This is a genomic window from Buttiauxella sp., assembly GCF_035271705.1.
Classification (GTDB): domain Bacteria; phylum Pseudomonadota; class Gammaproteobacteria; order Enterobacterales; family Enterobacteriaceae; genus Buttiauxella.
The window spans coordinates 1-23,333 of sequence record NZ_DATERI010000043.1 but is presented as its reverse complement, the minus strand read 5'-3'; the positions used below and the strand labels follow the sequence as shown (position 1 = coordinate 23,333).

At 50.1% G+C, this 23,333-nt stretch carries 22 protein-coding genes and 1 other annotated feature; of the genes, 14 read left to right on the top strand and 8 right to left on the bottom strand.

Features of this window, described 5'->3' with window-relative positions:
• The first annotated feature begins 18 nt into the window (after positions 1–18).
• The 4 genes from VJY99_RS03215 (at position 19) to codA (ending at position 4,899) form a co-directional block, all read left to right on the top strand.
• Entirely contained in the window at positions 19–1,500 is a 1,482-nt protein-coding gene (locus VJY99_RS03215; RefSeq protein ID WP_324116267.1) for a UbiD family decarboxylase, read from the top strand.
• 11 nt (positions 1,501–1,511) lie between these two features.
• A complete protein-coding gene (locus VJY99_RS03210) occupies positions 1,512–2,105 on the top strand; it encodes a UbiX family flavin prenyltransferase (RefSeq protein WP_324116266.1) in 594 nt (197 codons plus the stop codon).
• A 261-nt stretch (positions 2,106–2,366) separates the two neighbouring features.
• A complete protein-coding gene (codB, locus tag VJY99_RS03205) occupies positions 2,367–3,626 on the top strand; it encodes a cytosine permease (protein ID WP_324116264.1) in 1,260 nt (419 codons plus the stop codon).
• Positions 3,616–4,899, top strand: coding sequence for a cytosine/isoguanine deaminase (codA, locus tag VJY99_RS03200; RefSeq protein WP_324116262.1), 1,284 nt, complete (start codon positions 3,616–3,618; stop codon positions 4,897–4,899). The genes codB and codA overlap by 11 nt, the downstream gene beginning before the upstream one ends.
• Before the next feature lie 115 nt (positions 4,900–5,014).
• Here the strand turns inward: codA and trpA are convergent, their stop codons facing one another.
• From trpA to VJY99_RS03175, 5 genes are read right to left on the bottom strand one after another with little or no spacing between them, the layout of a single operon-like run.
• Complete coding sequence (gene trpA / locus VJY99_RS03195) at positions 5,015–5,824, bottom strand: tryptophan synthase subunit alpha (RefSeq protein ID WP_324116259.1); 810 nt, start codon at positions 5,822–5,824, stop codon at positions 5,015–5,017.
• Positions 5,824–7,017, bottom strand: a complete 1,194-nt coding sequence (trpB, locus tag VJY99_RS03190) for a tryptophan synthase subunit beta (protein WP_324116320.1) — start codon at positions 7,015–7,017, stop codon at positions 5,824–5,826. Before trpB ends, trpA begins: the two co-directional genes overlap by 1 nt.
• A 7-nt stretch (positions 7,018–7,024) precedes the next feature.
• Complete coding sequence (gene trpCF / locus VJY99_RS03185; RefSeq protein ID WP_324116257.1) at positions 7,025–8,386, bottom strand: bifunctional indole-3-glycerol-phosphate synthase TrpC/phosphoribosylanthranilate isomerase TrpF; 1,362 nt, start codon at positions 8,384–8,386, stop codon at positions 7,025–7,027.
• A 3-nt stretch (positions 8,387–8,389) separates the two neighbouring features.
• The gene (trpD, locus tag VJY99_RS03180; RefSeq protein WP_324116255.1) at positions 8,390–9,985 is read right to left on the bottom strand and encodes a bifunctional anthranilate synthase glutamate amidotransferase component TrpG/anthranilate phosphoribosyltransferase TrpD; all 1,596 of its coding nucleotides are present in this window, start codon (positions 9,983–9,985) and stop codon (positions 8,390–8,392) included.
• A complete protein-coding gene (locus VJY99_RS03175; protein ID WP_324116253.1) occupies positions 9,985–11,547 on the bottom strand; it encodes an anthranilate synthase component 1 in 1,563 nt (520 codons plus the stop codon). The genes trpD and VJY99_RS03175 overlap by 1 nt, the downstream gene beginning before the upstream one ends.
• Positions 11,548–11,569: 22 nt before the next feature.
• Positions 11,570–11,667: a sequence feature (Trp leader region), on the bottom strand.
• Positions 11,668–11,805: 138 nt separating this feature from the next.
• Here VJY99_RS03175 and rnm point away from each other — a divergent pair.
• From rnm to rluB, 3 genes are all read left to right on the top strand, one after another.
• Complete coding sequence (rnm, locus tag VJY99_RS03170) at positions 11,806–12,687, top strand: RNase RNM (protein WP_414641567.1); 882 nt, start codon at positions 11,806–11,808, stop codon at positions 12,685–12,687.
• Positions 12,688–12,765: 78 nt separating this feature from the next.
• A complete protein-coding gene (locus VJY99_RS03165; RefSeq protein ID WP_324116248.1) occupies positions 12,766–13,386 on the top strand; it encodes an L-threonylcarbamoyladenylate synthase in 621 nt (206 codons plus the stop codon).
• 95 nt (positions 13,387–13,481) lie between these two features.
• Positions 13,482–14,363: a 23S rRNA pseudouridine(2605) synthase RluB gene (gene rluB, locus VJY99_RS03160; protein ID WP_324116246.1), complete on the top strand. Its 882-nt coding sequence runs from the start codon at positions 13,482–13,484 to the stop codon at positions 14,361–14,363.
• A 36-nt stretch (positions 14,364–14,399) separates the two neighbouring features.
• Here the strand turns inward: rluB and cobO are convergent, their stop codons facing one another.
• Entirely contained in the window at positions 14,400–14,990 is a 591-nt protein-coding gene (gene cobO / locus VJY99_RS03155) for a cob(I)yrinic acid a,c-diamide adenosyltransferase (RefSeq protein WP_324116244.1), read from the bottom strand.
• The gene (locus VJY99_RS03150; protein ID WP_324116242.1) at positions 14,987–15,748 is read right to left on the bottom strand and encodes a YciK family oxidoreductase; all 762 of its coding nucleotides are present in this window, start codon (positions 15,746–15,748) and stop codon (positions 14,987–14,989) included. The genes cobO and VJY99_RS03150 overlap by 4 nt, the downstream gene beginning before the upstream one ends.
• Before the next feature lie 272 nt (positions 15,749–16,020).
• Between VJY99_RS03150 and sohB the strand changes: the two genes are divergently transcribed.
• A complete protein-coding gene (gene sohB, locus VJY99_RS03145) occupies positions 16,021–17,070 on the top strand; it encodes a protease SohB (protein ID WP_324116240.1) in 1,050 nt (349 codons plus the stop codon).
• Between the two features lie 51 nt (positions 17,071–17,121).
• Here sohB and VJY99_RS03140 read toward each other — a convergent pair whose 3' ends face one another.
• On the bottom strand, positions 17,122–17,373 hold the full coding sequence (locus VJY99_RS03140) for a YciN family protein (protein WP_324116238.1): 252 nt from the start codon (positions 17,371–17,373) through the stop codon (positions 17,122–17,124).
• A 402-nt stretch (positions 17,374–17,775) separates the two neighbouring features.
• Between VJY99_RS03140 and topA the strand changes: the two genes are divergently transcribed.
• The 6 genes from topA to VJY99_RS03110 form a co-directional block, all read left to right on the top strand.
• Entirely contained in the window at positions 17,776–20,373 is a 2,598-nt protein-coding gene (gene topA / locus VJY99_RS03135) for a type I DNA topoisomerase (protein WP_324116236.1), read from the top strand.
• Between the two features lie 191 nt (positions 20,374–20,564).
• On the top strand, positions 20,565–21,539 hold the full coding sequence (gene cysB, locus VJY99_RS03130; protein ID WP_324116234.1) for an HTH-type transcriptional regulator CysB: 975 nt from the start codon (positions 20,565–20,567) through the stop codon (positions 21,537–21,539).
• A gap of 317 nt (positions 21,540–21,856) precedes the next feature.
• Positions 21,857–22,018: a YmiA family putative membrane protein gene (locus VJY99_RS03125; protein WP_414641566.1), complete on the top strand. Its 162-nt coding sequence runs from the start codon at positions 21,857–21,859 to the stop codon at positions 22,016–22,018.
• Positions 22,019–22,020: 2 nt separating this feature from the next.
• The gene (locus tag VJY99_RS03120; protein WP_324116232.1) at positions 22,021–22,188 is read left to right on the top strand and encodes a hypothetical protein; all 168 of its coding nucleotides are present in this window, start codon (positions 22,021–22,023) and stop codon (positions 22,186–22,188) included.
• Positions 22,189–22,366: 178 nt separating this feature from the next.
• A complete protein-coding gene (gene ymiC / locus VJY99_RS03115; RefSeq protein ID WP_324116230.1) occupies positions 22,367–22,465 on the top strand; it encodes a small membrane protein YmiC in 99 nt (32 codons plus the stop codon).
• Between the two features lie 179 nt (positions 22,466–22,644).
• The coding region (locus VJY99_RS03110) for an aconitase family protein (RefSeq protein ID WP_324116228.1) at positions 22,645–23,333 on the top strand (689 nt) is incomplete at its 3' end.

Here is a 23,333-nt window from a genome sequence, read left to right as displayed (position 1 = left end):
AACCGGAAAACAATTAGGATGACAAAAAAATCTTCTGTGTATGACCTGCGCTCAGCACTGGAACTGCTGAAAACGTTACCTGGAGAGTATGTTGAAACCGACACTGAGGTGGATCCCCATGCGGAGCTGTCAGGGGTGTATCGCTATGTTGGGGCCGGTGGCACCTGCCTGCGTCCGACAAAGAAAAACGGGCCGGCAATGGTGTTCAAAAAAATTAAAGGATTCAGGGATATCAGCGTTGCTATCGGCCTGAATGGCTCGCGTAAACGCGTAGGGGAGTTTCTTAATTGCGATCCAAAAAAGTTAGGTTTCCTGTTAAAGGATTCCGTCAAGCACGCTATTGCCCCTGTTGAGATTGATGCGGTAAATGCAGTTTGTCAGGAGGTTGTCCACCTGGCATCCGACCCGGATTTTGACATTCGAAAACTGCTTCCAGCACCGACCAATACTGAAGAGGATGCAGGTCCTTACATCACCATGGGCCTTTGTTACGCCTCTGATCCAGAAACTCATGAATCAGACATTACCATTCACCGCCTCTGTGTTCAGAGCAAAGATGAGCTGACAATGTGGCTAACTCCTGGTCGACATATCGATGCTTTCCGGATGAAAGCTGAGAATGCTGGCAAACCGCTGCCAATCTCTATCAGCATTGGCGTTGATCCTGCCATTGAAGTGGCAGCCTGTTTTGAGCCTCCGACCACCCCACTTGGCTTTAATGAGTTAAGTATCGCTGGTGCACTGCGTGGACATCCGGTCGAAATGGTTCAATGCAAGACCATCAATGAAAAAGCCATAGCACACGCAGAAATCGTCATTGAAGGCGAACTGTTACCAGATGTCCGTATGCAAGAGGACATTAATACCCAGACGGGTAAAGCAATGCCGGAGTTTCCAGGCTATACCGGGGAAGCGAAAGCAGCCATTCCGGTCATCAAAGTTAAAGCGGTGACTCACCGTCATAATCCCATATGGCGCACTACGCTGGGCCCTGGCGAAGAACATGTAAACATGGCGGGGATCCCGACTGAAGCCAGCATCCTGGATCTGGTCGAGCGTGCAATGCCGGGCAAATTGCTTAATGTCTTCGCCCACTCAGCAGGTGGCGGGAAACTGCTGGCTGTCATGCAGTTTAAAAAAGCCGCAGCAACGGATGAAGGTCGCCAACGTCAGGCGGCATTGCTGGCATTCTCTGCGTTCCCTGAGCTGAAACATGTCATCCTGGTAGATGAAGATGTCGATATTTTTGACAGCGATGATGTGCTGTGGGCAATGCAGACCCGATACCAGGGGGATGTTGATACCGTGTTTATACCGGGTGTGCGTTGTCACCCACTGGATCCGTCACAGGTTCCGGAATACAGCCCAACTATTTTGCAGGAGGGAATGTCTTGCAAGACTATTTTTGACTGTACCGTACCTTTCCATCTGAAGGCACATTTTGAACGGTCGAAATTTATGACCGTTGATGTGAAACGTTTCCTGCCAGACTTCGAATAATTAAGGTCGCTATGAGCCAGCAACGTATTATCGTTGGAATCAGTGGTGCCTCCGGGTTTCAGTACGGCGTTAAGGCACTACAATTATTGCGTCCTCTGGATCTTGAAGTCCATCTGGTCATTTCCCGTGGAGCAGAACGCACTTGCGAACTGGAGACTAACTATCACCTGGAGGATGTCATGTCGATGGCTGATGTCACCCACGATATCAGCAATCTGGGCGCCTCTGTTTCCAGCGGTTCATTTACGACGCTGGGCATGCTGGTCGCCCCCTGCTCAATGCGTTCAATGGCTTCCATTGCCCACTGTCTGACCGATAACCTGCTGACTCGTGCCGCCGATGTCGTGCTCAAAGAGCGAAGGCGTCTTGTCCTTTTGGCACGTGAAACGCCGTTAAATTTGGGCCATTTACGTAACATGACCCAGGTGACCGAAATGGGGGGAATAATTTTCCCACCGGTACCGGCGCTTTATCAACGGCCACAAAGTGTTGACCACATCATTCATCACAGTGTGGTCAGAGCCCTCGATCTGTTTGGTCTTAATCTTGAACTCCCTCGGTGGGGCGAGACTGCCTCCCACTCATCCGATGCAAATATTATGTGATTACGTCCTTAGGTAAAGGGTGCCGCCATTATTGTGGTCGGAACGCTTAGAATCACCGGAGATAAATATTTACCAGAACGAAGTTGCTTTATCCGAGACATCGCAGCTTCTGCTACCGTCAGGAATGTCGTGGTCTGAGCCTGACAACGACTAAACTTTCGATTTATTCAACAAGGCCCGAAAACGATTGCTTTTAAAGCTGAGAAGTATAGAATGCGGCGAATTTTTTTGGACAGAAATAGTCAACCAGGGAGAATTATCGTGTCGCAAGATAACAATTTTAGTCAGGAACCGGTTCCGTTGTCAGCGCGGAAAGGGGGGCTGGCGTTGACATTCGTCATGCTGGGGTTAACCTTCTTTTCTGCCAGCATGTGGACTGGAGGTGCTCTCGGTACCGGTCTGAATTATCATGATTTCTTCCTCGCAGTGCTTCTCGGTAATCTTCTTCTCGGTGTTTATACTTCTCTTCTCGGCTACATCGGTGCCAAAACAGGCCTCACTACTCATCTACTTGCTCGATTCTCTTTTGGCGTCAAAGGCTCATGGTTGCCTTCGCTGCTGCTGGGCGGTACGCAGGTAGGATGGTTTGGCGTGGGTGTGGCGATGTTTGCCATTCCGGTGGGCAAAGCGACGGGCTGGGACATCAACCTGCTGATTGCGGTCTCCGGCCTGCTGATGACAGTCACCGTGTGCTTTGGTATTTCGGCACTGACAGTGCTGTCGGTCATTGCGGTACCGGCGATTGCCTGTCTGGGCGGTTATTCCGTATGGCTGGCGGTGCATGGTATGGGTGGCATGGATGCGATACGGGCCGTGGTTCCGGCTCAGCCGCTGGACTTTAACATCGCGTTGGCGATGGTGGTGGGGTCCTTTATTAGTGCGGGTACACTAACCGCAGACTTCGTGCGCTTTGGGCGTAATGCCAGGCTGGCAGTCATCGTGTCGATGGTGGCGTTTTTCCTCGGCAATTCATTGATGTTTATCTTTGGTGCGGCGGGTGCGGCCGCGTTGGGTATGGCGGATATTTCCGATGTAATGATTGCCCAGGGATTGTTGCTGCCAGCGATTGTGGTGCTGGGTCTTAACATCTGGACCACCAACGACAATGCGCTGTATGCGTCTGGCTTGGGCTTCGCCAACATTACCGGCATGTCGAGCAAAACGTTGTCGATTATCAACGGTATTATCGGCACGATTTGTGCGCTGTGGCTGTATAACAATTTTGTGGGTTGGTTGACCTTCTTGTCTGCGGCAATCCCACCGGTAGGTGGCGTGATTATTGCTGACTATCTGATGAATCGTCGTCGTTATGAGCATTTTGCGACTACGCGAATGATGAACGTTAATTGGGTTGCGATTCTGGCCGTGGCACTGGGTATTGCTGCGGGTCACGGGTTGCCGGGCATTGTGCCGGTGAACGCCGTGCTGGGTGGGGCGTTGAGTTACCTTATCTTGAATCCGGTTGTGAATCGCAAAACGGCAATGGCTCCTATCCATGCGGAGGTTAACAGTGTCAAATAACACACTACAAACGATCATAAACGCCCGTTTGCCGGGCAAAGAAGGGCTCTGGCAGATTCGTCTTCAGGACGGAAAAATCAGTGCCATTGACGCTCAAACTGAATGTTTATCAGCCACAGAAGGGAGCTTAGACGCCGAACAAGGTTTGGTGCTGCCGCCGTTTGTGGAGCCACATATTCATCTGGATACCACCCAAACCGCGGGTCAGCCGAGTTGGAACCAGTCAGGCACGCTGTTTGAAGGCATCGAGCGTTGGGCTGAGCGCAAAGCTCTACTGACTCATGAAGATGTAAAACAGCGCGCGTGGCAAACGCTGAAATGGCAAATCGCCAACGGTATTCAGCACGTGCGTACTCACGTTGACGTTTCTGATGCCACGCTGACGGCGCTCAAAGCGATGCTGGAAGTGAAGAAAGAAGTGGCACCGTGGGTTGATATGCAAATCGTGGCCTTCCCGCAAGAAGGCATCATGTCTTATCCCAATGGTGAAGAGCTGCTGGAAGAAGCGCTGCGTTTGGGTGCTGACGTAGTGGGTGCCATTCCTCACTTTGAGTTTACGCGTGAATATGGTGTGGAATCACTGCACAAAACTTTCGCGCTGGCGCAAAAATATGACTGCCTGATTGATGTGCACTGTGATGAGATTGACGATGAGCAATCGCGTTTTGTCGAAACAGTTGCCGCGTTGGCGCATCGCGAGCAGATAGGCCATCGAGTGACGGCAAGTCATACTACGGCTATGCACTCGTATAATGGCGCATACACCTCACGTCTGTTCCGCTTGCTGAAGATGTCTGGCATCAACTTTGTGGCTAATCCGCTGGTGAATATTCATCTGCAAGGTCGTTTTGATACCTATCCTAAACGCCGTGGAGTCACGCGGGTCAAAGAGATGCTGGAGTCGGGTATTAACGTCTGTTTCGGTCACGATGATGTGTTCGATCCGTGGTATCCGTTGGGTACTGCCAACATGCTGCAAGTGCTGCATATGGGACTGCATGTATGCCAACTGATGGGTTACGGTCAGATTAATGATGGTGTGAATCTGATTACGCATCACAGTGCACGCACGCTGAATTTGTCGGATTACGGTGTGGAAGTGGGCAACAGTGCCAATCTGATAGTGCTGCCGGCTGACAATGGTTTTGATGCGGTGCGCCGTCAGGTACCCGTGCGCTATTCCGTACGCAATGGTTCGGTGATTGCCTGCACACAGCCAGCAAAAACCACCCTACATTTGGATAAGTCAGAACTGGTTGATTTTAGACGTTAATTATGACTGTTTGGCAATGAATGAAAGGCCGACTATTGATTGTTTAAGGATGTGTTGAACAAGCCTGTGGTTGGTGTAATAGAAAGGCCGGAATTGCTCCGGCCTTTTTGTTTTCTTATGCCGTGTGCGTCGCGGCTTTTAGTGCCTGAACAAAGGCTCTCAGCTCGCTTAACATCACATCCGGCTTATCCAGGTTCTTCTCAATAATCTTCACGATGGCCGAGCCAGAAATTGCGCCCGCAGCGCCCGCAGCAATGGCATCCTTAACTTGCGAAGGTTCGGAAATCCCAAAGCCTTGCAATGAAGGTGCGGCACCCAATTCAGTCAACTTTTCTACCAGGTGATGCAGTGGCAACTGAGCGCGTGTTTCAGCACCCGTCACACCCGCACGGGACAACAGATAGGTATAACCACGGCCATGGGTGGCAATTTCACGCAGCAGTGCGTCATCCGCATTCGGTGGGCAAATGAAGATTGGCGCAACGTTGTGGCGCATAGCGGCCTGGCGGAAAGGTGCTGACTCTTCAATAGGGACATCCGCAATGAGCACGGAGTCGACACCCACTTTGGCGCACAATGCATAGAACTCATCAATACCACGGTTAAACACCAGGTTGGCGTACATCAGCAGGCCAATCGGAATGGTAGGGTGTTTCTGGCGAATCGCCGCCAGCATTTCAAAGCATTGTGTTGGCGTCACACCTGCGGCAAACGCACGCAGTGCAGCGTTCTGAATGGTTGGGCCATCTGCCAGCGGGTCGGAGAAAGGGATCCCCAATTCCAGCGCGTCAGCACCTGCTTCAATCAGCGTATCGATAATCTTTAACGACTGTTCTGGTGACGGGTCGCCAAGGGTCACGAAAGGAACAAAAGCACCTTCCTTGCGAGCTTGCAGCTGTTCAAATGCGTGTTGATAACGTTCCATTACATTTCCCCTCGTGCTTTAAGGATGTCGTGAACAGTGAAGATGTCTTTGTCACCACGGCCAGAGAGATTCACCACTAACAGTTGTTCTTTTTCTGGATTATCTTTCATCATCTTCAGGGCGTGAGCCAGTGCGTGTGAAGATTCCAGCGCGGGAATAATCCCTTCTTTGAGGCACAACGTTTTGAAGGCTTCCAGGGCTTCGTCATCCGTAATGGAGACATAATCCGCACGGCCAATACTGTTCAAGTGCGCATGCTGCGGCCCAACAGAAGGGAAGTCCAGACCGGCAGAGACGGAATAAGATTCTTCGATTTGGCCTTCGTCAGTTTGCATCATTGGGGATTTCATACCGAAGTAAATCCCGACGCGACCATGTTTTAATGGCGCACCGTGCTCGCCCGTTTCGATACCGTGACCGGCAGGTTCAACGCCAATCAGACCGACGTTCGTTTCATCGATGAAATCGGCAAACATGCCGATAGCATTCGAGCCCCCGCCCACGCAGGCGATAACCGCATCCGGCAGGCGGCCTTCTTTTTCAAGGATCTGGGCTTTAGTTTCTTCGCCAATCATGCGCTGGAACTCACGCACGATAGTTGGGAACGGGTGGGGGCCAGCGGCGGTTCCGAGCATGTAGTGCGCGGTATCGTAGCTGCCAGACCAGTCGCGAAGCGCTTCGTTGCACGCATCTTTCAACGTGGCGGAACCGCTGTGTACGGGGATCACTTCCGCACCCATCAGACGCATACGGAACACGTTTGGCGATTGGCGCTCAACGTCTTTTGCCCCCATATAGACACGGCATTTCAGGCCGAGCAGGGCGCTGGCTAATGCCGACGCTACACCATGTTGACCCGCGCCGGTTTCGGCGATGATTTCGGTTTTACCCATTTTCTTCGCCAACAACGCCTGGCCGAGCACTTGGTTAGTTTTGTGCGCGCCGCCGTGCAGCAAATCTTCACGTTTTAAATAGAGCGTCGTTTTCGTGCCAGCGGTCAGGTTTCTGCACTTGGTCAGTGCTGTTGGGCGGCCCGCGTAATTTTTCAGTAGGTCGGTAAACTCAGCCTGAAATTCTGCATCGCTTTGTGCTGCCACAAACGCTTCTTCCAACTGGCGCAGTGCCGGCATTAGGATTTGCGGTACGTACATACCGCCAAACTCACCAAAATAGGGATTAAGTAATGTCATGATATTTTCCTTAGTAAGCCCGCAGCGTCTGGAAGACGGCAGCCAGCTTGTTAGCATCTTTAATACCCGGTGCGCTTTCGACACCTGAGTTGAAATCTAAACCAGCGCAACCCATTTTAGCCGCATCCACGCAGTTATCTGCGCCTAAACCACCGGCCAGAATCACATTTTCCAGATTCTGACCCGCCAGCAGTGACCAGTCGAAACGCTGGCCGCTACCGCCCTGGCCGTTATCAAACAGGTATTTGTCAACGTGGTTTAAATCACGCACAGGTAAACTCTCTTTCACGCTCAATGCTTTCCAGATGTGTACATTTGCCGAAAGGGCTGCGCGTAGTTTGTCGATGTACACCTGGTTTTCAGTACCGTGCAGTTGTACTGCGGCGAGTTTAAATTGCTCGGCTTTTTGCACCACGTCACTCACTGGCATGTCGCGGAACACACCCACATATTTCAACGGTGCGGCGGCAATGACAGCAGCAGCTGTTTCATCACTGACAAAACGCGGTGATGAAGGTACAAAAATCAGGCCGCCATAAATGGCACCGGCTTCAAATGCTGCACGAGCATCTTGTGAACGAGTCAGACCGCAGACTTTGTTACTGCCTAACGTGACGCGACGGACAGCTGCATTCAGATCGTCTTCGCTCATTAAGGCTGAACCAATCAGGAAGCCGTTGGCAAAGTGGCTGAGTTCGCGGATTTGGCCATAATTGCTGATACCGGATTCGCTAATTACCGTCACACCGTGACCCAGACGAGGCGCTAATTGGCGAGTACGATTCAGGTCGATGGATAAATCGCGCAGGTCGCGGTTGTTGATGCCGACGACTTTTGCTTTCAGCTCAATCGCACGTTCCAGCTCTTCTTCATTACTGACTTCTGTCAGCACACCCATGTTAAGGCTGTGGGCGACAGCAGCCAGTTGGCGATACTGTTCATCCTCAAGCACGGACAGCATCAGCAGACAGGCATCGGCCTGATAAAAACGCGCTAGCAGAATCTGATACGAGTCGATAATAAAGTCTTTGCATAACACCGGTTGCGTGACGATGTCGCTGACAATCGGCAGAAAATCAAAGCTTCCCTGAAAATACTTCTCGTCGGTTAAAACGGAAATCGCGGAAGCGTAGTGTTTGTACACGCTTGCAATGCGGGCCGGGTCAAAATCATCACGAATCACGCCTTTTGACGGAGAGGCTTTTTTGCACTCCAGAATGAAGGCGGTTCGGGCCCCTTGCAGTGCGTGATAAAAGTTGCGTGTTGCCGGCACAATGTTGTTCTGGAAACTTGCCAGGGGTTGCTGTTGTTTGCGTGCTTCAACCCATATCGCCTTATCATCGACGATCTTCTTTAATACGGTTTCCTGCATGACTTATCCTCTTCCTGCCAGTGCTGTTACCCGGTCATATGCTGCGCCGCTGCGCAACACTTCCAGCACTCGTTGTGCATTCACTTTAAGATCTTCTTGCCCATGCAGACGCATTAACATGGCGACGTTTGCCGCGACTGCAGACTCATGAGCGGTCTCTCCTTTACCTTGTAACAGGCGGGTGAGAATGTCACGGTTTTCTTCCGGCGTACCGCCTGCAAGTTGATCCTGATGATAGGCAGGGAGGCCAAAGTCTGTGGCTTCCAGTTGATAGCTTTTGATTTCGCCGTCATGCAGTTCAGCAACCTGTGTCGTGGCATGCAAAGAAACTTCATCCATCCCACCGCTGTGGACCACAGCCGCACGCTTATAACCCAGCACTCGCAATGTTTCGGCAATTGGCAACACCAATTCTGCACTGTAGACACCAATGAGCGCCATCTGTGGATGGGCCGGGTTAATCAACGGCCCAAGTACGTTGAACAGGGTGCGCGTTTTTAACTGCTGGCGTACAGGCATCGCGTGGCGAAAACCAGCGTGGTATTTCGGTGCGAACAGGAAGCAAACACCCAAATCGTCGAGTGCTTGACGTGACGCATCCGCACTCATTTCCAGGTTAATACCAAATGCTGCCAGTAAGTCGGAAGAGCCTGATTTACTGGAAACGCTGCGGTTACCGTGTTTGGCGACTTTCAGTCCAACCGCGGCGGCAACAAAGGCGCTGGCAGTGGAGATATTAATGCTGTTGCTGCCGTCACCCCCTGTCCCGACAATGTCGGCAAACGGGTAATCTGGGCTTGGGAACGGTGCTGCGGCTTCAAGCAACGCAGTGGCCGCACCGGCGATTTCGTTTGGATGCTCACCGCGCACTTTCATACTGACCAGGGCTGCTGCCAGTTGTTCTGGTTTCAGCTCGCCCCGCACGATTGCGGCAAATAGCTGGTGGCTCTCTTCGCGGCTCAGGGTTTGCGCCTGGTAAAGTTTGTCGAGAATTGGTTGCAGCGTGTTGGCCTGTTTTAATTTCAGCAACGCCCAGTCGAGGGTTTGCTCAAGCAGACGAGCGCCGTGAGTGGTGAGGATGGATTCCGGGTGGAACTGGAAACCACACACACGGTCAGCATCGTGACGCACGGCCATTACCATGCCGTCAAAATGAGCGTTGATGGTCAAACCTGCCGGAATATTGCTGCCGACCAGCGAGTGGTAGCGCGCAACAGGCAGTGGGTTAGGTAAACCCGCAAACATCGCCTCGCCGTCATGGGAGATTATCGACGCTTTACCATGCAGGATTTCACCCGCCTGGCCGACATAACCGCCGTACGCTTCAACAATCGCCTGGTGGCCAAGACAAATACCAATAATCGGCAATTTGCCACGCAGTCGCGTTAACAGTTCTGGCATGCAACCCGCTTCACTTGGCGCACCTGGGCCTGGAGAAAGCATCAGCACTGGGTTGTCCATGGTGGCCAGACGTTCAATTAAAGTCTGCGCAGGAACGTGATTACGATAAATAACGACATTGTGACCATTGGCACGCAACTGATCAGCCAGGTTGTAGGTGAACGAGTCGATGTTATCGAGCAGCAGAATGTCAGCCATCAGAAAATCTCCTGTGCGTGATGCGCGGTGGCAATGGCGCGCAGTACAGCGCGAGCTTTGTTGCGGGTTTCATCAGCTTCAGACTGCGGCACAGAATCCAGTACCACGCCTGCACCGGCCTGAACGGTGGCAATGCCATTTTCAACGTAGGCGGAGCGGATGACGATGCAGGTGTCCAAATCACCATGTGCGGTGAAGTAACCTACTGCACCCCCGTAACTGCCACGACGAACACCTTCTGCTTTGGCAATCAGTTGCATCGCGCGGACTTTTGGTGCGCCGCTCAGGGTGCCCATGTTCATGCAAGCGCGGTAGGCGTGCAGCACGTCAAGATCATGGCGCAGTTCGCCAACCACGCGAGAAACCAGATGCATCACAAACGAGTAACGGTCGACTTTAGTCAGGTCGGCAACATAACGGCTGCCTGGGGTACAAATACGCGCCAGGTCGTTACGTGCCAGGTCTACTAACATCAGATGTTCGGACATCTCTTTATGGTCAGTGCGCATTTCCAGTTCAATGCGGCTATCAAGATCACGGTCAAGCGAACCGTCGGCACGGCGACCGCGTGGGCGAGTACCGGCAATCGGGTAGATTTCAATCTGGCGTGATGTGGCATCATATTTGAGTGAGCTTTCCGGCGACGCACCAAACAGAGTGAAATCGTTATCCTGCATGAAAAACATGTACGGACTTGGATTACTCTTTTTCAGCGTCTGATACGCGGCGAGCGGAGAAGGGCAAGGCAATGAAAAACGACGCGATGGCACAACCTGGAAAATCTCACCGATGCGAATCGCTTTTTGCATTTTACGCACCACGTCGCCAAATTCTTCGTCGCTCTGGTTACACTCGCAGGTCATGCGCTCAACTTTTTGCACTGGCAAGGCAGCAGGCTCTTGCTCCATTTGTTTAATCAGTTGTGCAGTACGCTGAATTAAACGCTGTTTTTCTGCGATCGATGGCGTAAACAAACTTGCCTGAATGCGCGTGTGTTTTTTCTGATGATCAATCACCAGCAGCGTTTCAGCCAGGTAGAAACAGTAGTCAGGGCAACGGTTGTCTTGCACCAGATCCGGCAAATCTTCAAATCCTGCTACCAGGTCATAGGCAAACAGGCCGCCGAAGAACATCGCTTCGCGTTCGTTTACCGGCACGGTGACCAGTTCCTGCATCAAGCGAAAAGCATCGAACACCGACAGTGAGCACAGACGCGCATCTTCATCGAGCAGCGAGCTAACCACCGGGAAGCGCAGAACGCGGCCTTGGGGAGAGTGTTCGTTTTCAACGCCTGCAGGCAGTGCAGCATCAAGCAGGGGAAGCAGTGATGCACCGTTCTCAGAAAGGGCATGAATAGTGACGGTGTCACCTAAGGCGGTAATACGCAGCGCGCTGTCGACTAACAGCAGGCTTTTCAAATCATTTTTGCTGTCGATATCTGCTGATTCCAGCAATAACGTGGCCGGGCGGGCACCACATAGCTGGTGGAAAACGGCAGACGGGTTATCCCGATAGGGCGCGTCATTAATCAGGAGTTCGAGCGCTGGTTTTTGTGTTTGCATGTTCTGCTCTCATATTTTGTTCAAAAAAAAGCCCGCTTCGTTGGCGGGCTTGGTATCTGGGCTGGATGACAGCCATAGCGATTACACTGCCCGTTTTCAGGAAGTACGCCACCAGCTGTGCATGCGGATTATCGCCTTCATTTTCAGATACCTTTATCGTGTGAACTTGCGTACTAGTTAACTAGTTCGATGAATCAAAGTCAATAGCGATTTTTAGTTATCAGTGAATATCGTTATCATGAGCGGCGTTTTTCTTTTATTAGCACATCCGGAGCCATTTTGAGCGAACCAACACTTGCGGTGATTTACGACTTACATAGCCATACCACTGCGTCAGATGGCCTGCTAACACCCGAGGCGCTGGTGCAACGTGCTGTGGATATGCGTGTTGGTACCCTAGCAATTACTGACCATGACACAGTAGCCGGAATTGCTGCGGCAAGGGAAGAGATATCGCGCCTCCAGTTACCATTACGCTTAATCAGCGGAGTGGAGATTTCCACCCTCTGGGAAAACCATGAAATCCATATCGTTGGCCTGGGTGTTGATGAACATCATCCGGCACTCGCGGCATTTCTGGCCCAGCAGAGTGAGCGCCGTGTACAACGTGCTGCATTAATTGCTGAGCGGCTTGAGAAAGCCCTTATACCCGGTGCGCTGGAAGGGGCGATGCGCCTGGCCAACGGCGGGGAAGTGACTCGCGGGCATTTCGCACGTTTCCTGGTGGAGTGCGGTAAAGCCAATACCATGGCTGACGTGTTTAAGAAATATCTCGCAAAAGGGAAAACCGGTTACGTTCCGCCACAGTGGTGTACAATAGAACAAGCTATTGATGTGATTCATCATTCTGGCGGGCAGGCGGTTCTGGCGCATCCAGGCCGTTATGACCTTACAGCTAAATGGCTGAAAAGATTGCTGGCGCAGTTTGCCGAAAGTGGTGGCGATGCCATGGAAGTTTCACAGTGTCAGCAAGCTCCAAATGAGCGTACCCAACTTGCAAGCTATGCCCAGCAGTTTAATTTGCTGGCATCGCAGGGCTCAGATTTCCATATGCCGTGTGCGTGGATAGAGCTTGGGCGCAAGCTTTGGCTACCGGCAGGTGTAGAACCTGTCTGGCGCAATTGGAATAATATACTCTAATTCATTCGAGTTGCAGCCAACACCCCTGCAACTTGACGTATGACGAGTAGACGGCCACGTCGCAAAAGAGAGGGTAGTATGAGTCAATTTTTCTACATTCATCCAGATAACCCCCAGCAGCGCCTGATTAACCAAGCGGTTGAAATTGTGCGTAAGGGTGGTGTGATTGTTTACCCAACCGATTCGGGTTATGCGTTGGGTTGTAAAATCGAAGACAAGTCGGCGATGGAGCGTATCTGTCGTATTCGTCAATTGCCCGATGGGCACAATTTTACCTTGATGTGTCGAGATTTATCGGAGCTTTCGACCTACGCATTTGTGGATAACGTGGCGTTTCGCTTAATCAAAAATAACACGCCAGGTAATTACACATTTATTCTGAAAGGCACCAAAGAAGTTCCGCGTCGTTTGTTGCAGGAAAAACGTAAAACCATCGGTTTGCGCGTACCCTCCAACCCAATCGCGCTGGCCCTTCTGGAAGTGCTGGACGAGCCGATGTTGTCGACGTCCCTGATGTTGCCTGGCAGCGAGTTTACGGAGTCAGATCCGGAAGAAATTAAAGACCGTCTCGAGAAGGTTGTCGATTTGGTTATCCACGGCGGTTATCTTGGCCAGCAACCCACAACCGTTGTTGATTTAACAGATGATGCACCAGTAGTTATCCGTGAGGGTGTGGGTGACGCTAAACCTTTCTTATAAGAGCGTCTACCGCTATACTGTCCGGTCTAAAATGGGGCTGATGAGCTCCATTATCCCAATTCGACGCCTGTGAAGGCGACACCCGAGGAAGCTCAATGAGCGATAAGAGCGAAAAGTTACAAAAAGTCCTGGCTCGCGCCGGCCACGGTTCACGCCGTGAAATCGAAACCATTATCTCTGCAGGCCGCGTTAGTGTGGATGGCAAAATTGCCACGCTGGGCGACCGTGTTGAAGTGACTCAGGCCCTGAAAATCCGTATCGATGGTCACCTGATTTCTATTAAAGAATCCGCAGAACAAATTTGCCGCGTACTGGCTTATTACAAACCAGAAGGTGAATTGTGTACACGTAATGACCCTGAAGGGCGTCCAACCGTATTTGACCGTTTACCAAAACTGCGCGGTGCGCGCTGGATTGCGGTCGGTCGTCTGGATGTGAACACCTGTGGCCTGTTGCTTTTCACCACTGATGGTGAACTGGCAAACCGCCTGATGCACCCAAGTCATGAAGTTGAACGTGAATACGCCGTACGCGTATTCGGTCAGGTTGATGAAGATAAAGTGAAGCAACTGGGGCTTGGCGTTCAACTTGAAGATGGCCCTGCCGCGTTTAAAACCATTAAGTTCACCGGTGGTGAAGGCATTAACCAATGGTACAACGTGACTCTGACTGAAGGCCGCAACCGTGAAGTGCGCCGTCTTTGGGAAGCTGTCGGTGTGCAGGTTAGCCGCTTGATTCGCGTGCGTTACGGTGACATTCAGTTGCCAAAAGGCCTGCCACGTGGCGGTTACACTGAACTGGACCTGGCTCCGACCAACTACCTGCGTAAATTGGTAGAGTTGCCAGAAGAGACAGAAAGTAAGGTAGCGGTTGAGAAAGACCGTCGTCGCATGAAAGCGAACCAGATTCGCCGTGCGGTGAAACGCCATACTCAAGTCACTGGCGGCGGCGGTCGCCGCGGTGGACGCAGTAGCTAAAAAATCAAACCCCTCGCCTCGGCTGAGGGGTTTTTTTTAATAATCGATACCGATTTGCGCTTTGACACCCGCATCAAATGCGTGCTTTACCGGTCGTAACTCACTCACCGTATCAGCCACTTCAAGAATATCCCGATGACATCCACGCCCAGTCACAATGACTGTTTGGCTCACAGGGCGTTGTGTTAGCGCTGCCAGCACCTCTTCAAGCGATAAATAATCGTAGGCCACCATGTAGGTGATTTCGTCGAGGATAACCATATCCAGCGAACTATCTGCGAGCATACGTTTTGCGTGTTGCCACACTTCCATACAGGCAGCAGTATCGGTTTCACGATTTTGCGTGTCCCAGGTAAAACCGGTCGCCATCACCTGAAACTCGACACCCATGGGTTCGAGTAAATTACGTTCCCCATTCGGCCACTGGCCTTTGATAAACTGGATGACACCCACTTTTTTATCGTGTCCTACCGCGCGCGAAGCCGTGCCAAACGCGGCAGTGGTTTTACCTTTCCCGTTTCCGGTAAAGACAATTAAAATGCCGCGTTCTTCTTGTGCTGCTGCCACACGGGCGTCTACTTTTTCTTTTTGACGCTGCTGGCGTTGTTGATAACGATCTTCACTCATTCGGAAATTCCTGGTTTACGGTTGGGTTGCGCGTCAAAGCTCATACCTGTTTTACGGCGACTATCATCACCCATTAGCCATAAATAAAGCGGCATCAAATCCCGTGGTGTTTTGAGCTTTTCGGGATCTTCAGAGGGAAATGCACTGGCGCGCATTGCGGTACGTGTCCCACCGGGATTAATGCAATTTACACGCAAATTATGCTGCTTATATTCCTCTGCTAGCACTTGCATCATGCCCTCAGTGGCGAATTTTGATACTGCGTAAGCTCCCCAACCTGCACGCCCCTGACGGCCGACACTGGAACTGGTAAACACCAGTGATCCTGAATCTGACTTTAGTAATAAAGGAAGCAAAGCTTGGGTCAGGAAGAAGGTGACATTGACATTGACCTGCATGACGTTCTGCCATGTTTGCGGATCTTGCTCGTCCATTGGCCGAACATCACCGAGGATCCCTGCATTGTGTAATACGCCATCCAGACGAGGTATAAGCCCCGAAAGCTTCTGCGCAAGATGCTGACAATCTTCAGGTGAAGCGGTGGCAAAATCCAGCACGAACCAATGCGGCTGGCAACCGTCGTGGGTGTTAATCTCCTGAGCGGTAGTGCGTAATTTTTCTTCATTACGCCCCAATAACACAAGACTTGCCCCGTAACCGGCGTAGGTTAAGGCGGCTTCTCGTCCGATGCCATCACTGGCACCGGTCACTAAAATGATGCGATTTTGCAGTAAGTCAGTTTTCGGTTGATAGTGCACGTCCAACTCCTCGCGCGATGCAAAGCTCGCGTCTTAATTCTCAGAAATGCCAGGGGGTTATTTGGCCTTTAGGCTTTATGCCTGAAAGGGCCGGTTATTTCAATCAGGCAACAGGAGACAATACCTTTGATTAACATTTTGCAAAAGTTTCATTTAACTAAAGCCGTTCAGGAATGCGCCTCGCAGCATTTATAGTGGGTTGCAGACGTGGAGTCAGTGCTCGGTTACACTGGGTGATAGATATTTAATGCTCTGAATGGAAGGCGGAAAGCGTGGATCTAATTGCAAATTATGGGCTTTTTTTGGCGAAAATCGTCACTGTCGTTGCGGCTATTGGCATTCTTGTCACGATTATCGTGAATGTGGCCGGGCGCAAAAGACATCAGCGTGGGGAATTACGACTCACCAATTTAAGTGAACAATACCAGGAAATGCAGGAAGAAATGCAGGTGGCAAGACTCGACAGCCACCAACAAAAAATCTGGCATAAAGCTGAAAAGAAAAAACACAAACTCGAAGCAAAACAGGCTAAAGCACGGGCTAAACGGGGTGAAAAGGTTGTTTCTGATAAACCCACGCTTTATGTGCTGGATTTTAAAGGAAGTATGGACGCTCACGAAGTGACTTCACTGCGTGAAGAGATAACCGCAGTGTTAGCCGTGGTGAAACCTGAGGATGAGGTTCTGCTGCGCCTGGAAAGCCCTGGTGGCGTAGTACATGGTTATGGGCTTGCGGCTTCACAATTACAGCGCCTGCGCGACAACAAAGTCCGTCTGACGGTCGCAGTGGATAAAGTCGCCGCCAGCGGGGGCTACATGATGGCCTGCGTGGCAGATAAAATCATCGCCGCACCGTTTTCTATTATTGGTTCGATTGGTGTCGTGGCGCAGGTGCCAAACTTCCATCGCTTGCTCAAACGTAATGATATAGATGTTGAGCTTCATACAGCAGGGCAATACAAGCGCACACTGACGCTGTTTGGTGAAAACACCGAACAGGGGCGTGAGAAATTCCGTGAAGATCTGAATGAAACACACTTACTGTTTAAGCAGTTTGTGCATGACATGAGACCCTCTCTGGACATTGATTCCGTAGCGACTGGTGAACACTGGTACGGTACGCAAGCGCTGGAGAAAGGCCTGATTGATGCGGTGAGCACCAGCGACGATTTACTGATTAATCTGATGAAAAATCATGAAGTGATTAATGTTCACTACACGCGTCGCAAAAAAATGGTCGATCGATTTACTGGAAGTGCGGCAAATAGCGTTGATAACTTGTTGCTGCGCTGGTGGCAACGCGGTGAAAAACCGTTACTGTAAATAAATTAATCGCAAAAATGAAAACGAGGCCAACTGGCCTCGTTTCTTTCATTAATCTTGCAGGTGATATTTATCTGCAAACACATGCGCAAGATGCTTAAACATATTAAAAATTGCGGTGCTTTTCCCGGTGGGTAAGCCTTGCTCATCAAGGAAGTATTCACCTTTGAACACCATCACCCCATTTTTTTGCTCTACGTCAGTTGCTTCCATACCGTGCATGAAGTCTTCATGTGCGCGAATGACTTTATTGGCTTCAACGAGTAGCGATTGTTTATCGATAGGTTGAGTTGTCGGTTCCATAATTTCCTCCTTTAAAAACTGGCAGTAGTGTACTTCCGCTATACTGCAAAGGGCAATATTCCTGAGTAAACATAGGGTGAATTAATCAGTTTACTATTCTGGCGGGAATCGATGTTGCATGCTAATAAAGTTGCTTAACTCATTTTATCAGGTACAGTGTGACGCTTTCGCAAATCTGGCAACGGAATTGCTTGACATTCAACCAAACTTCCGTCGTGCTATACCACCGATGTGAAAGACTCGCTATCTCAATCACCTGCGTATGTTGGCGCAATCTATCTGGTGATGAAAAAAGAGTTGATATCCATTGACGCTGTCGCAATATAGAAAAGCGAGTCGCCAGTGGAAGGTGTAGCTAACGTGCGACGTTTTCTGGAAGAATTACATTAGGTAAAGGTGAATATGGGTAAAGCTCTCGTCATCGTTGAGTCCCCGGCAAAAGCCAAAACGATCAACAAATATCTCGGCAATGACTACGTGGTTAAATCCAGCGTCGGTCATATCCGTGATTTGCCGACCAGTGGATCAACCACCAAGAAGAGCGCTGACTCCGCCTCCACCAAAGGGACCAAAAAGGTCAAAAAGGATGAACGCGGCGCGCTCGTAAATCGTATGGGTGTCGATCCCTGGCACAACTGGGAAGCACAATACGAAGTGCTGCCTGGTAAAGAAAAAGTGGTTTCAGAACTGAAAGCACTGGCTGAAAAAGCAGACCATATCTATCTCGCAACCGACCTTGACCGCGAAGGGGAAGCCATTGCATGGCACCTGCGGGAAGTTATCGGTGGTGATGACACACGCTATAGCCGTGTGGTGTTTAACGAAATTACTAAAAATGCCATTCAACAGGCATTTGAAAAGCCCGGCGAACTGAATATTGACCGTGTTAACGCACAGCAAGCGCGTCGTTTTATGGACCGCGTCGTGGGTTACATGGTGTCACCACTGCTGTGGAAGAAGATTGCCCGTGGGTTATCTGCCGGTCGCGTACAGTCTGTTGCAGTACGTCTGGTCGTTGACCGCGAACGCGAAATTAAAGCGTTCGTGCCAGAAGAATATTGGGAAGTTGATGCGAATCTGACAACGCCGAAAGGTGACAGTCTGCCAGTTCAGGTCAGCCACCATAAAGACAAACCGTTCCGTCCGGTTAATCGCGAGCAGACCATGTCTGCGGTTAGCGAGCTGGAAAAAGCCAGTTATTCCGTGCTTGAGCGTGAAGATAAGCCAACCAGCAGTAAGCCTGGTGCGCCGTTTATCACCTCCACGTTGCAGCAGGCCGCAAGTACCCGTCTTGGTTTTGGTGTGAAGAAAACCATGATGATGGCTCAGCGTTTGTATGAAGCGGGCCATATTACTTACATGCGTACCGACTCAACCAACTTGAGCCAGGACGCAGTGAGCATGGTGCGTGGCTATATCGAAGAGAGTTTCGGTAAGAAATATCTTCCAGCTGCCGCAAACCAGTATTCGAGCAAAGAAAACTCACAAGAAGCGCACGAAGCGATTCGTCCTTCGGATGTGAGTATCACGGCCGAGTCGCTCAAAGATATGGAAGCTGACGCGCAAAAACTTTACCAGTTAATCTGGCGTCAGTTTGTGGCGTGTCAAATGACACCTGCGCAATACGATTCCACCACCTTAACGGTGCAAGCGGGTGATTTCCGTCTTAAAACGCGTGGCCGTACGCTGCGTTTTGATGGCTGGACTAAAGTCATGCCTGCGCTGCGCAAGGGCGACGAAGACCGTACATTGCCTGCTGTTGAGCAAGGTGATGAACTGGCGCTTGTTGATGTCGTTCCAGGGCAACACTTTACTAAACCACCGGCTCGTTTTAGCGAGGCCTCGTTGGTTAAAGAGTTGGAAAAACGTGGCATTGGCCGTCCGTCTACTTACGCATCAATTATTTCCACCATTCAGGATCGTGGTTATGTGCGGGTAGAAAGCCGCCGTTTCTATGCTGAAAAAATGGGTGAAATTGTTACCGATCGCCTGGAAGAAAACTTCCGCGAATTGATGAACTACGATTTCACCGCACAGATGGAAAGCAGCCTTGACCAGGTAGCCAATAATCAGGCCGAGTGGAAAGGGGTGTTGGATAACTTCTTCAGTGATTTCAGTGAACAGCTTGGTAAAGCTGAACTGGATCCAGAAGAAGGCGGTATGCGTCCAAACCAAATGGTTCTGACCAGCATCGATTGCCCAACGTGTAACCGTCAAATGGGTATCCGTACCGCCAGTACCGGCGTGTTCCTCGGTTGCTCCGGTTACGCATTGCCAGTCAAAGAGCGCTGCAAAACCACCATTAACCTGGTGCCAGAAAACGAAGTCCTCAACATACTTGAAGGGGATGACGCGGAAACCAACGCGCTGCGTGCGAAACGTCGTTGTACTAAATGCGGCACCGCGATGGACAGCTACCTGATTGATCCAAAACGTAAACTTCATGTTTGTGGTAATAACCCAACCTGTGATGGCTACGAGATCGAAGAGGGTGAGTTCCGCATCAAAGGTTATGACGGTCCAATCGTTGAATGTGAGAAATGTGGTTCTGAAATGCACCTGAAAATGGGGCGTTTTGGTAAGTACATGGCGTGTACCAACGACGATTGTAAAAACACCCGTAAGATCCTGCGAAATGGCGATGTGGCACCACCGAAGGAAGATCCGGTTCCATTACCAGAACTGCCTTGTGAGAAGTCAGACGCTTACTTTGTATTGCGTGATGGCGCGGCAGGTGTATTCCTTGCGGCAAACACCTTCCCTAAATCTCGCGAAACACGCGCACCACTGGTTGAAGAACTGTACCGCTTCCGTGACCGTCTGCCAGAAAAACTGCGTTATCTGGCTGATGCACCGCAGCAAGATGCTGAAGGTAATAAAGCCGTTGTGCGCTTTAGCCGTAAGACTAAGCAGCAGTATGTTTCTTCCGAGAAAGAAGGCAAAGCGACCGGTTGGTCTGCATTCTTTGTGGATGGTAAGTGGGTTGAAGGGAAGAAGTAACGCTCTTTAACATTGAAAGCCGGGGCTAATGCTCCGGCTTTTTTATATCTGCTTATATAACCTGATTATTATTTTTTCTTTCAAACTATACATAGATGATATAACTGATATAGTGGCTGGATTGAACTTCACCTTGTATGCATCCCCGCGGTTGTTATCGTCGGGGCTGTTTTTACTGCGGATGGAACGCCATGAAACTACAGCAACTTCGTTATATCGTCGAGGTGGTGAATCACAACCTCAACGTCTCGTCGACGGCAGAAGGGCTTTATACTTCTCAACCGGGGATCAGTAAACAGGTTCGGATGTTGGAAGATGAACTGGGTATTCAGATTTTTGCGCGTAGCGGCAAACACCTGACTCAGGTGACGCCAGCCGGGCAAGAGATTATCCGGATTGCCCGCGAAGTATTGTCTAAAGTTGATGCGATTAAGTCTGTCGCCGGTGAGCACACCTGGCCTGATAAAGGCTCTTTGTACGTTGCCACGACACATACTCAAGCGCGTTACGCGTTACCAAATGTGATTAAAGGGTTTATTGAACGCTATCCGCGTGTATCGCTGCATATGCATCAGGGTTCACCAACGCAAATTGCGGAAGCCGTGTCTAAAGGCAATGCTGATTTTGCGATAGCGACCGAAGCGTTACATCTTTACGATGATTTGGTGATGTTGCCGTGCTATCACTGGAACCGTTCGATTGTCGTTACGCCAGACCATCCGCTCGCGTCGAAAGAGTCCGTCTCCATTGAAGAGTTGGCGCAATATCCGTTAGTCACTTATACCTTTGGCTTTACCGGGCGTTCTGAGTTAGACACTGCATTTAATCATGCTGGATTAACGCCACGTATCGTGTTTACGGCAACCGATGCCGATGTCATCAAAACTTATGTGCGTCTTGGGTTAGGCGTGGGTGTCATCGCCAGCATGGCGGTTGATCCTGTCTCTGACCCAGACTTGGTTCGTATCGAAGCGCAGGGCGTATTTAGCCACAGCACGACCAAAATTGGTTTCCGTCGCAGTACCTTCTTGCGTAGCTACATGTATGATTTTATTCAGCGTTTCGCACCACATCTGACTCGTGATGTGGTCGATACCGCCGTCGCATTGCGCTCTAACGAAGATATTGAAGCGATGTTCAAAGATATTAAGTTACCCGCGAAATAATATCTCCAGGTATCTTTTCCATCGGGAAAGATACCTTTTTTATTTGCACCTAAGAATATGTATCAACCCATCTTGATAATTTATATCCCGCCTGAATTTAATTAACCATGGGTAGTCAGTGGTTAATCTGTCTTAAGTAACAACAAAAGTAGATAATAAATAACAACCCTGCAATTTTACTGTTCCAATTATTTATTTTAGGTCAAAAGATTAACTATTTTCCTGCAATAGGGGCGCAATTTCTCTGGCTTTTGTACTAGAGTTTCTTTAGGATTAATCCCAGTCATTGATTAATTATACCTATTGTTTGAGTTTTTATGATAAGTGGTGCCGATTGTATGAGGTTAGCAATGCCTTCAGGAAGTGAAGAACCGCAAAGGGAGCCAAGGCTTAAACGTAAAGCCTGGATGTCGGTGTTTCTCGTATCAGGCCTGTTTTGGCTAGTGGTTGCGCTAGCAGCCTGGCATTATTGGGGGTAAATATGACAACCCTGTCACAGATACAAGCGCAGAAAACTGTGCGTCAGCAGGATGAAAAGCCACCGCAAGAGGCGAAATCTGATGACGTTCAGATTCCAGAATCGTGGCAGCTGACTAAACAACAAAAAGAGTTCATCGATCTGTTCTCAACAGACGATCATAAAAAATAATAATTATCGTTTTCGTTTGCCTATATTTAACTTGCTGTTAATCACACTTTTCTATTAATTGTGACTAATCGCTCACTCTTTAAGTAATCACTACAGACAACAATATTCGACCTGGCTGATTTTTTATTCAGTCCCGGTTTTTACATAAAAGTGGTTATCCAAAAAGTGAGAGTAGCCTATGAATATTCACTGTAGCGTCAAGTATTGGTCGTGGTTAAGTGCATTTACTGTTTCGTTTGTTTTTTGGACGCAAATGGTCTGGATGCTGACAAACTAAAAATCCCCAACACCCTGGCCTGTTACCGGGGTGTAAACTCATTCTTACTTCCGCTTTACACCTTCTGATTTATCCATTCATGTTGTTATCAAATCGTTACGACATCTTTGTGTTATCTTTAATACTGTCCCTGATCTTCATCCGGGATACCGCTATCCTAAGAAATTTAAGGAGGAGCTATGTCGTTAACCCTACGCGAGGCCAGTAAGGACACTCTGCAGGCGCTGAATAAAACCTATCACTATTACAGTTTGCCGCTGGCTGCAAAGGAACTTGGGGATATCACCCGTTTACCCAAGTCGTTAAAAGTTCTGCTCGAAAACCTGCTGCGCTGGCAGGATGAAAACTCCGTTACTCAAGACGATATTCACGCCTTGGCCGGCTGGCTAAAAAACGCCCATGCTGATCGTGAAATAGCTTATCGCCCCGCACGTGTATTGATGCAAGACTTCACTGGAGTTCCCGCTGTCGTGGATTTAGCTGCGATGCGTGAGGCGGTAAAACGCCTCGGCGGCGATGTCGCCAAAGTGAACCCGCTTTCCCCCGTTGATCTTGTCATCGACCACTCAGTGACCGTCGATCATTTTGGTGATAACGATGCTTTCGAGGAAAATGTACGCCTCGAAATGGAGCGCAACCACGAGCGTTATGTCTTTTTACGCTGGGGCCAACAGGCATTCAGCCATTTTAGCGTGGTGCCTCCAGGTACTGGGATCTGCCACCAGGTTAACCTGGAATATCTGGGTAAAGCGGTATGGAGTGAAATGCAGGGCGATGAGCGGGTTGCCTACCCTGACACGCTAGTCGGTACTGATTCCCACACCACGATGATTAACGGTCTTGGCGTATTAGGCTGGGGTGTTGGCGG

Coding starts and splice junctions, on each gene's coding strand:
- VJY99_RS03215 (WP_324116267.1), top strand. CDS start 19: ATGACAAAAAAATCTTCTGTGTATGACCTGCGCTCAGCACTGGAACTG.
- VJY99_RS03210 (WP_324116266.1), top strand. CDS start 1,512: ATGAGCCAGCAACGTATTATCGTTGGAATCAGTGGTGCCTCCGGGTTT.
- trpA (WP_324116259.1), bottom strand. CDS start 5,824: ATGGAACGTTATCAACACGCATTTGAACAGCTGCAAGCTCGCAAGGAA.
- trpCF (WP_324116257.1), bottom strand. CDS start 8,386: ATGCAGGAAACCGTATTAAAGAAGATCGTCGATGATAAGGCGATATGG.
- trpD (WP_324116255.1), bottom strand. CDS start 9,985: ATGGCTGACATTCTGCTGCTCGATAACATCGACTCGTTCACCTACAAC.
- VJY99_RS03175 (WP_324116253.1), bottom strand. CDS start 11,547: ATGCAAACACAAAAACCAGCGCTCGAACTCCTGATTAATGACGCGCCC.
- VJY99_RS03165 (WP_324116248.1), top strand. CDS start 12,766: ATGAGTCAATTTTTCTACATTCATCCAGATAACCCCCAGCAGCGCCTG.
- rluB (WP_324116246.1), top strand. CDS start 13,482: ATGAGCGATAAGAGCGAAAAGTTACAAAAAGTCCTGGCTCGCGCCGGC.
- cobO (WP_324116244.1), bottom strand. CDS start 14,990: ATGAGTGAAGATCGTTATCAACAACGCCAGCAGCGTCAAAAAGAAAAA.
- VJY99_RS03140 (WP_324116238.1), bottom strand. CDS start 17,373: ATGGAACCGACAACTCAACCTATCGATAAACAATCGCTACTCGTTGAA.
- topA (WP_324116236.1), top strand. CDS start 17,776: ATGGGTAAAGCTCTCGTCATCGTTGAGTCCCCGGCAAAAGCCAAAACG.
- cysB (WP_324116234.1), top strand. CDS start 20,565: ATGAAACTACAGCAACTTCGTTATATCGTCGAGGTGGTGAATCACAAC.
- VJY99_RS03125 (WP_414641566.1), top strand. CDS start 21,857: ATGATAAGTGGTGCCGATTGTATGAGGTTAGCAATGCCTTCAGGAAGT.
- VJY99_RS03120 (WP_324116232.1), top strand. CDS start 22,021: ATGACAACCCTGTCACAGATACAAGCGCAGAAAACTGTGCGTCAGCAG.
- ymiC (WP_324116230.1), top strand. CDS start 22,367: ATGAATATTCACTGTAGCGTCAAGTATTGGTCGTGGTTAAGTGCATTT.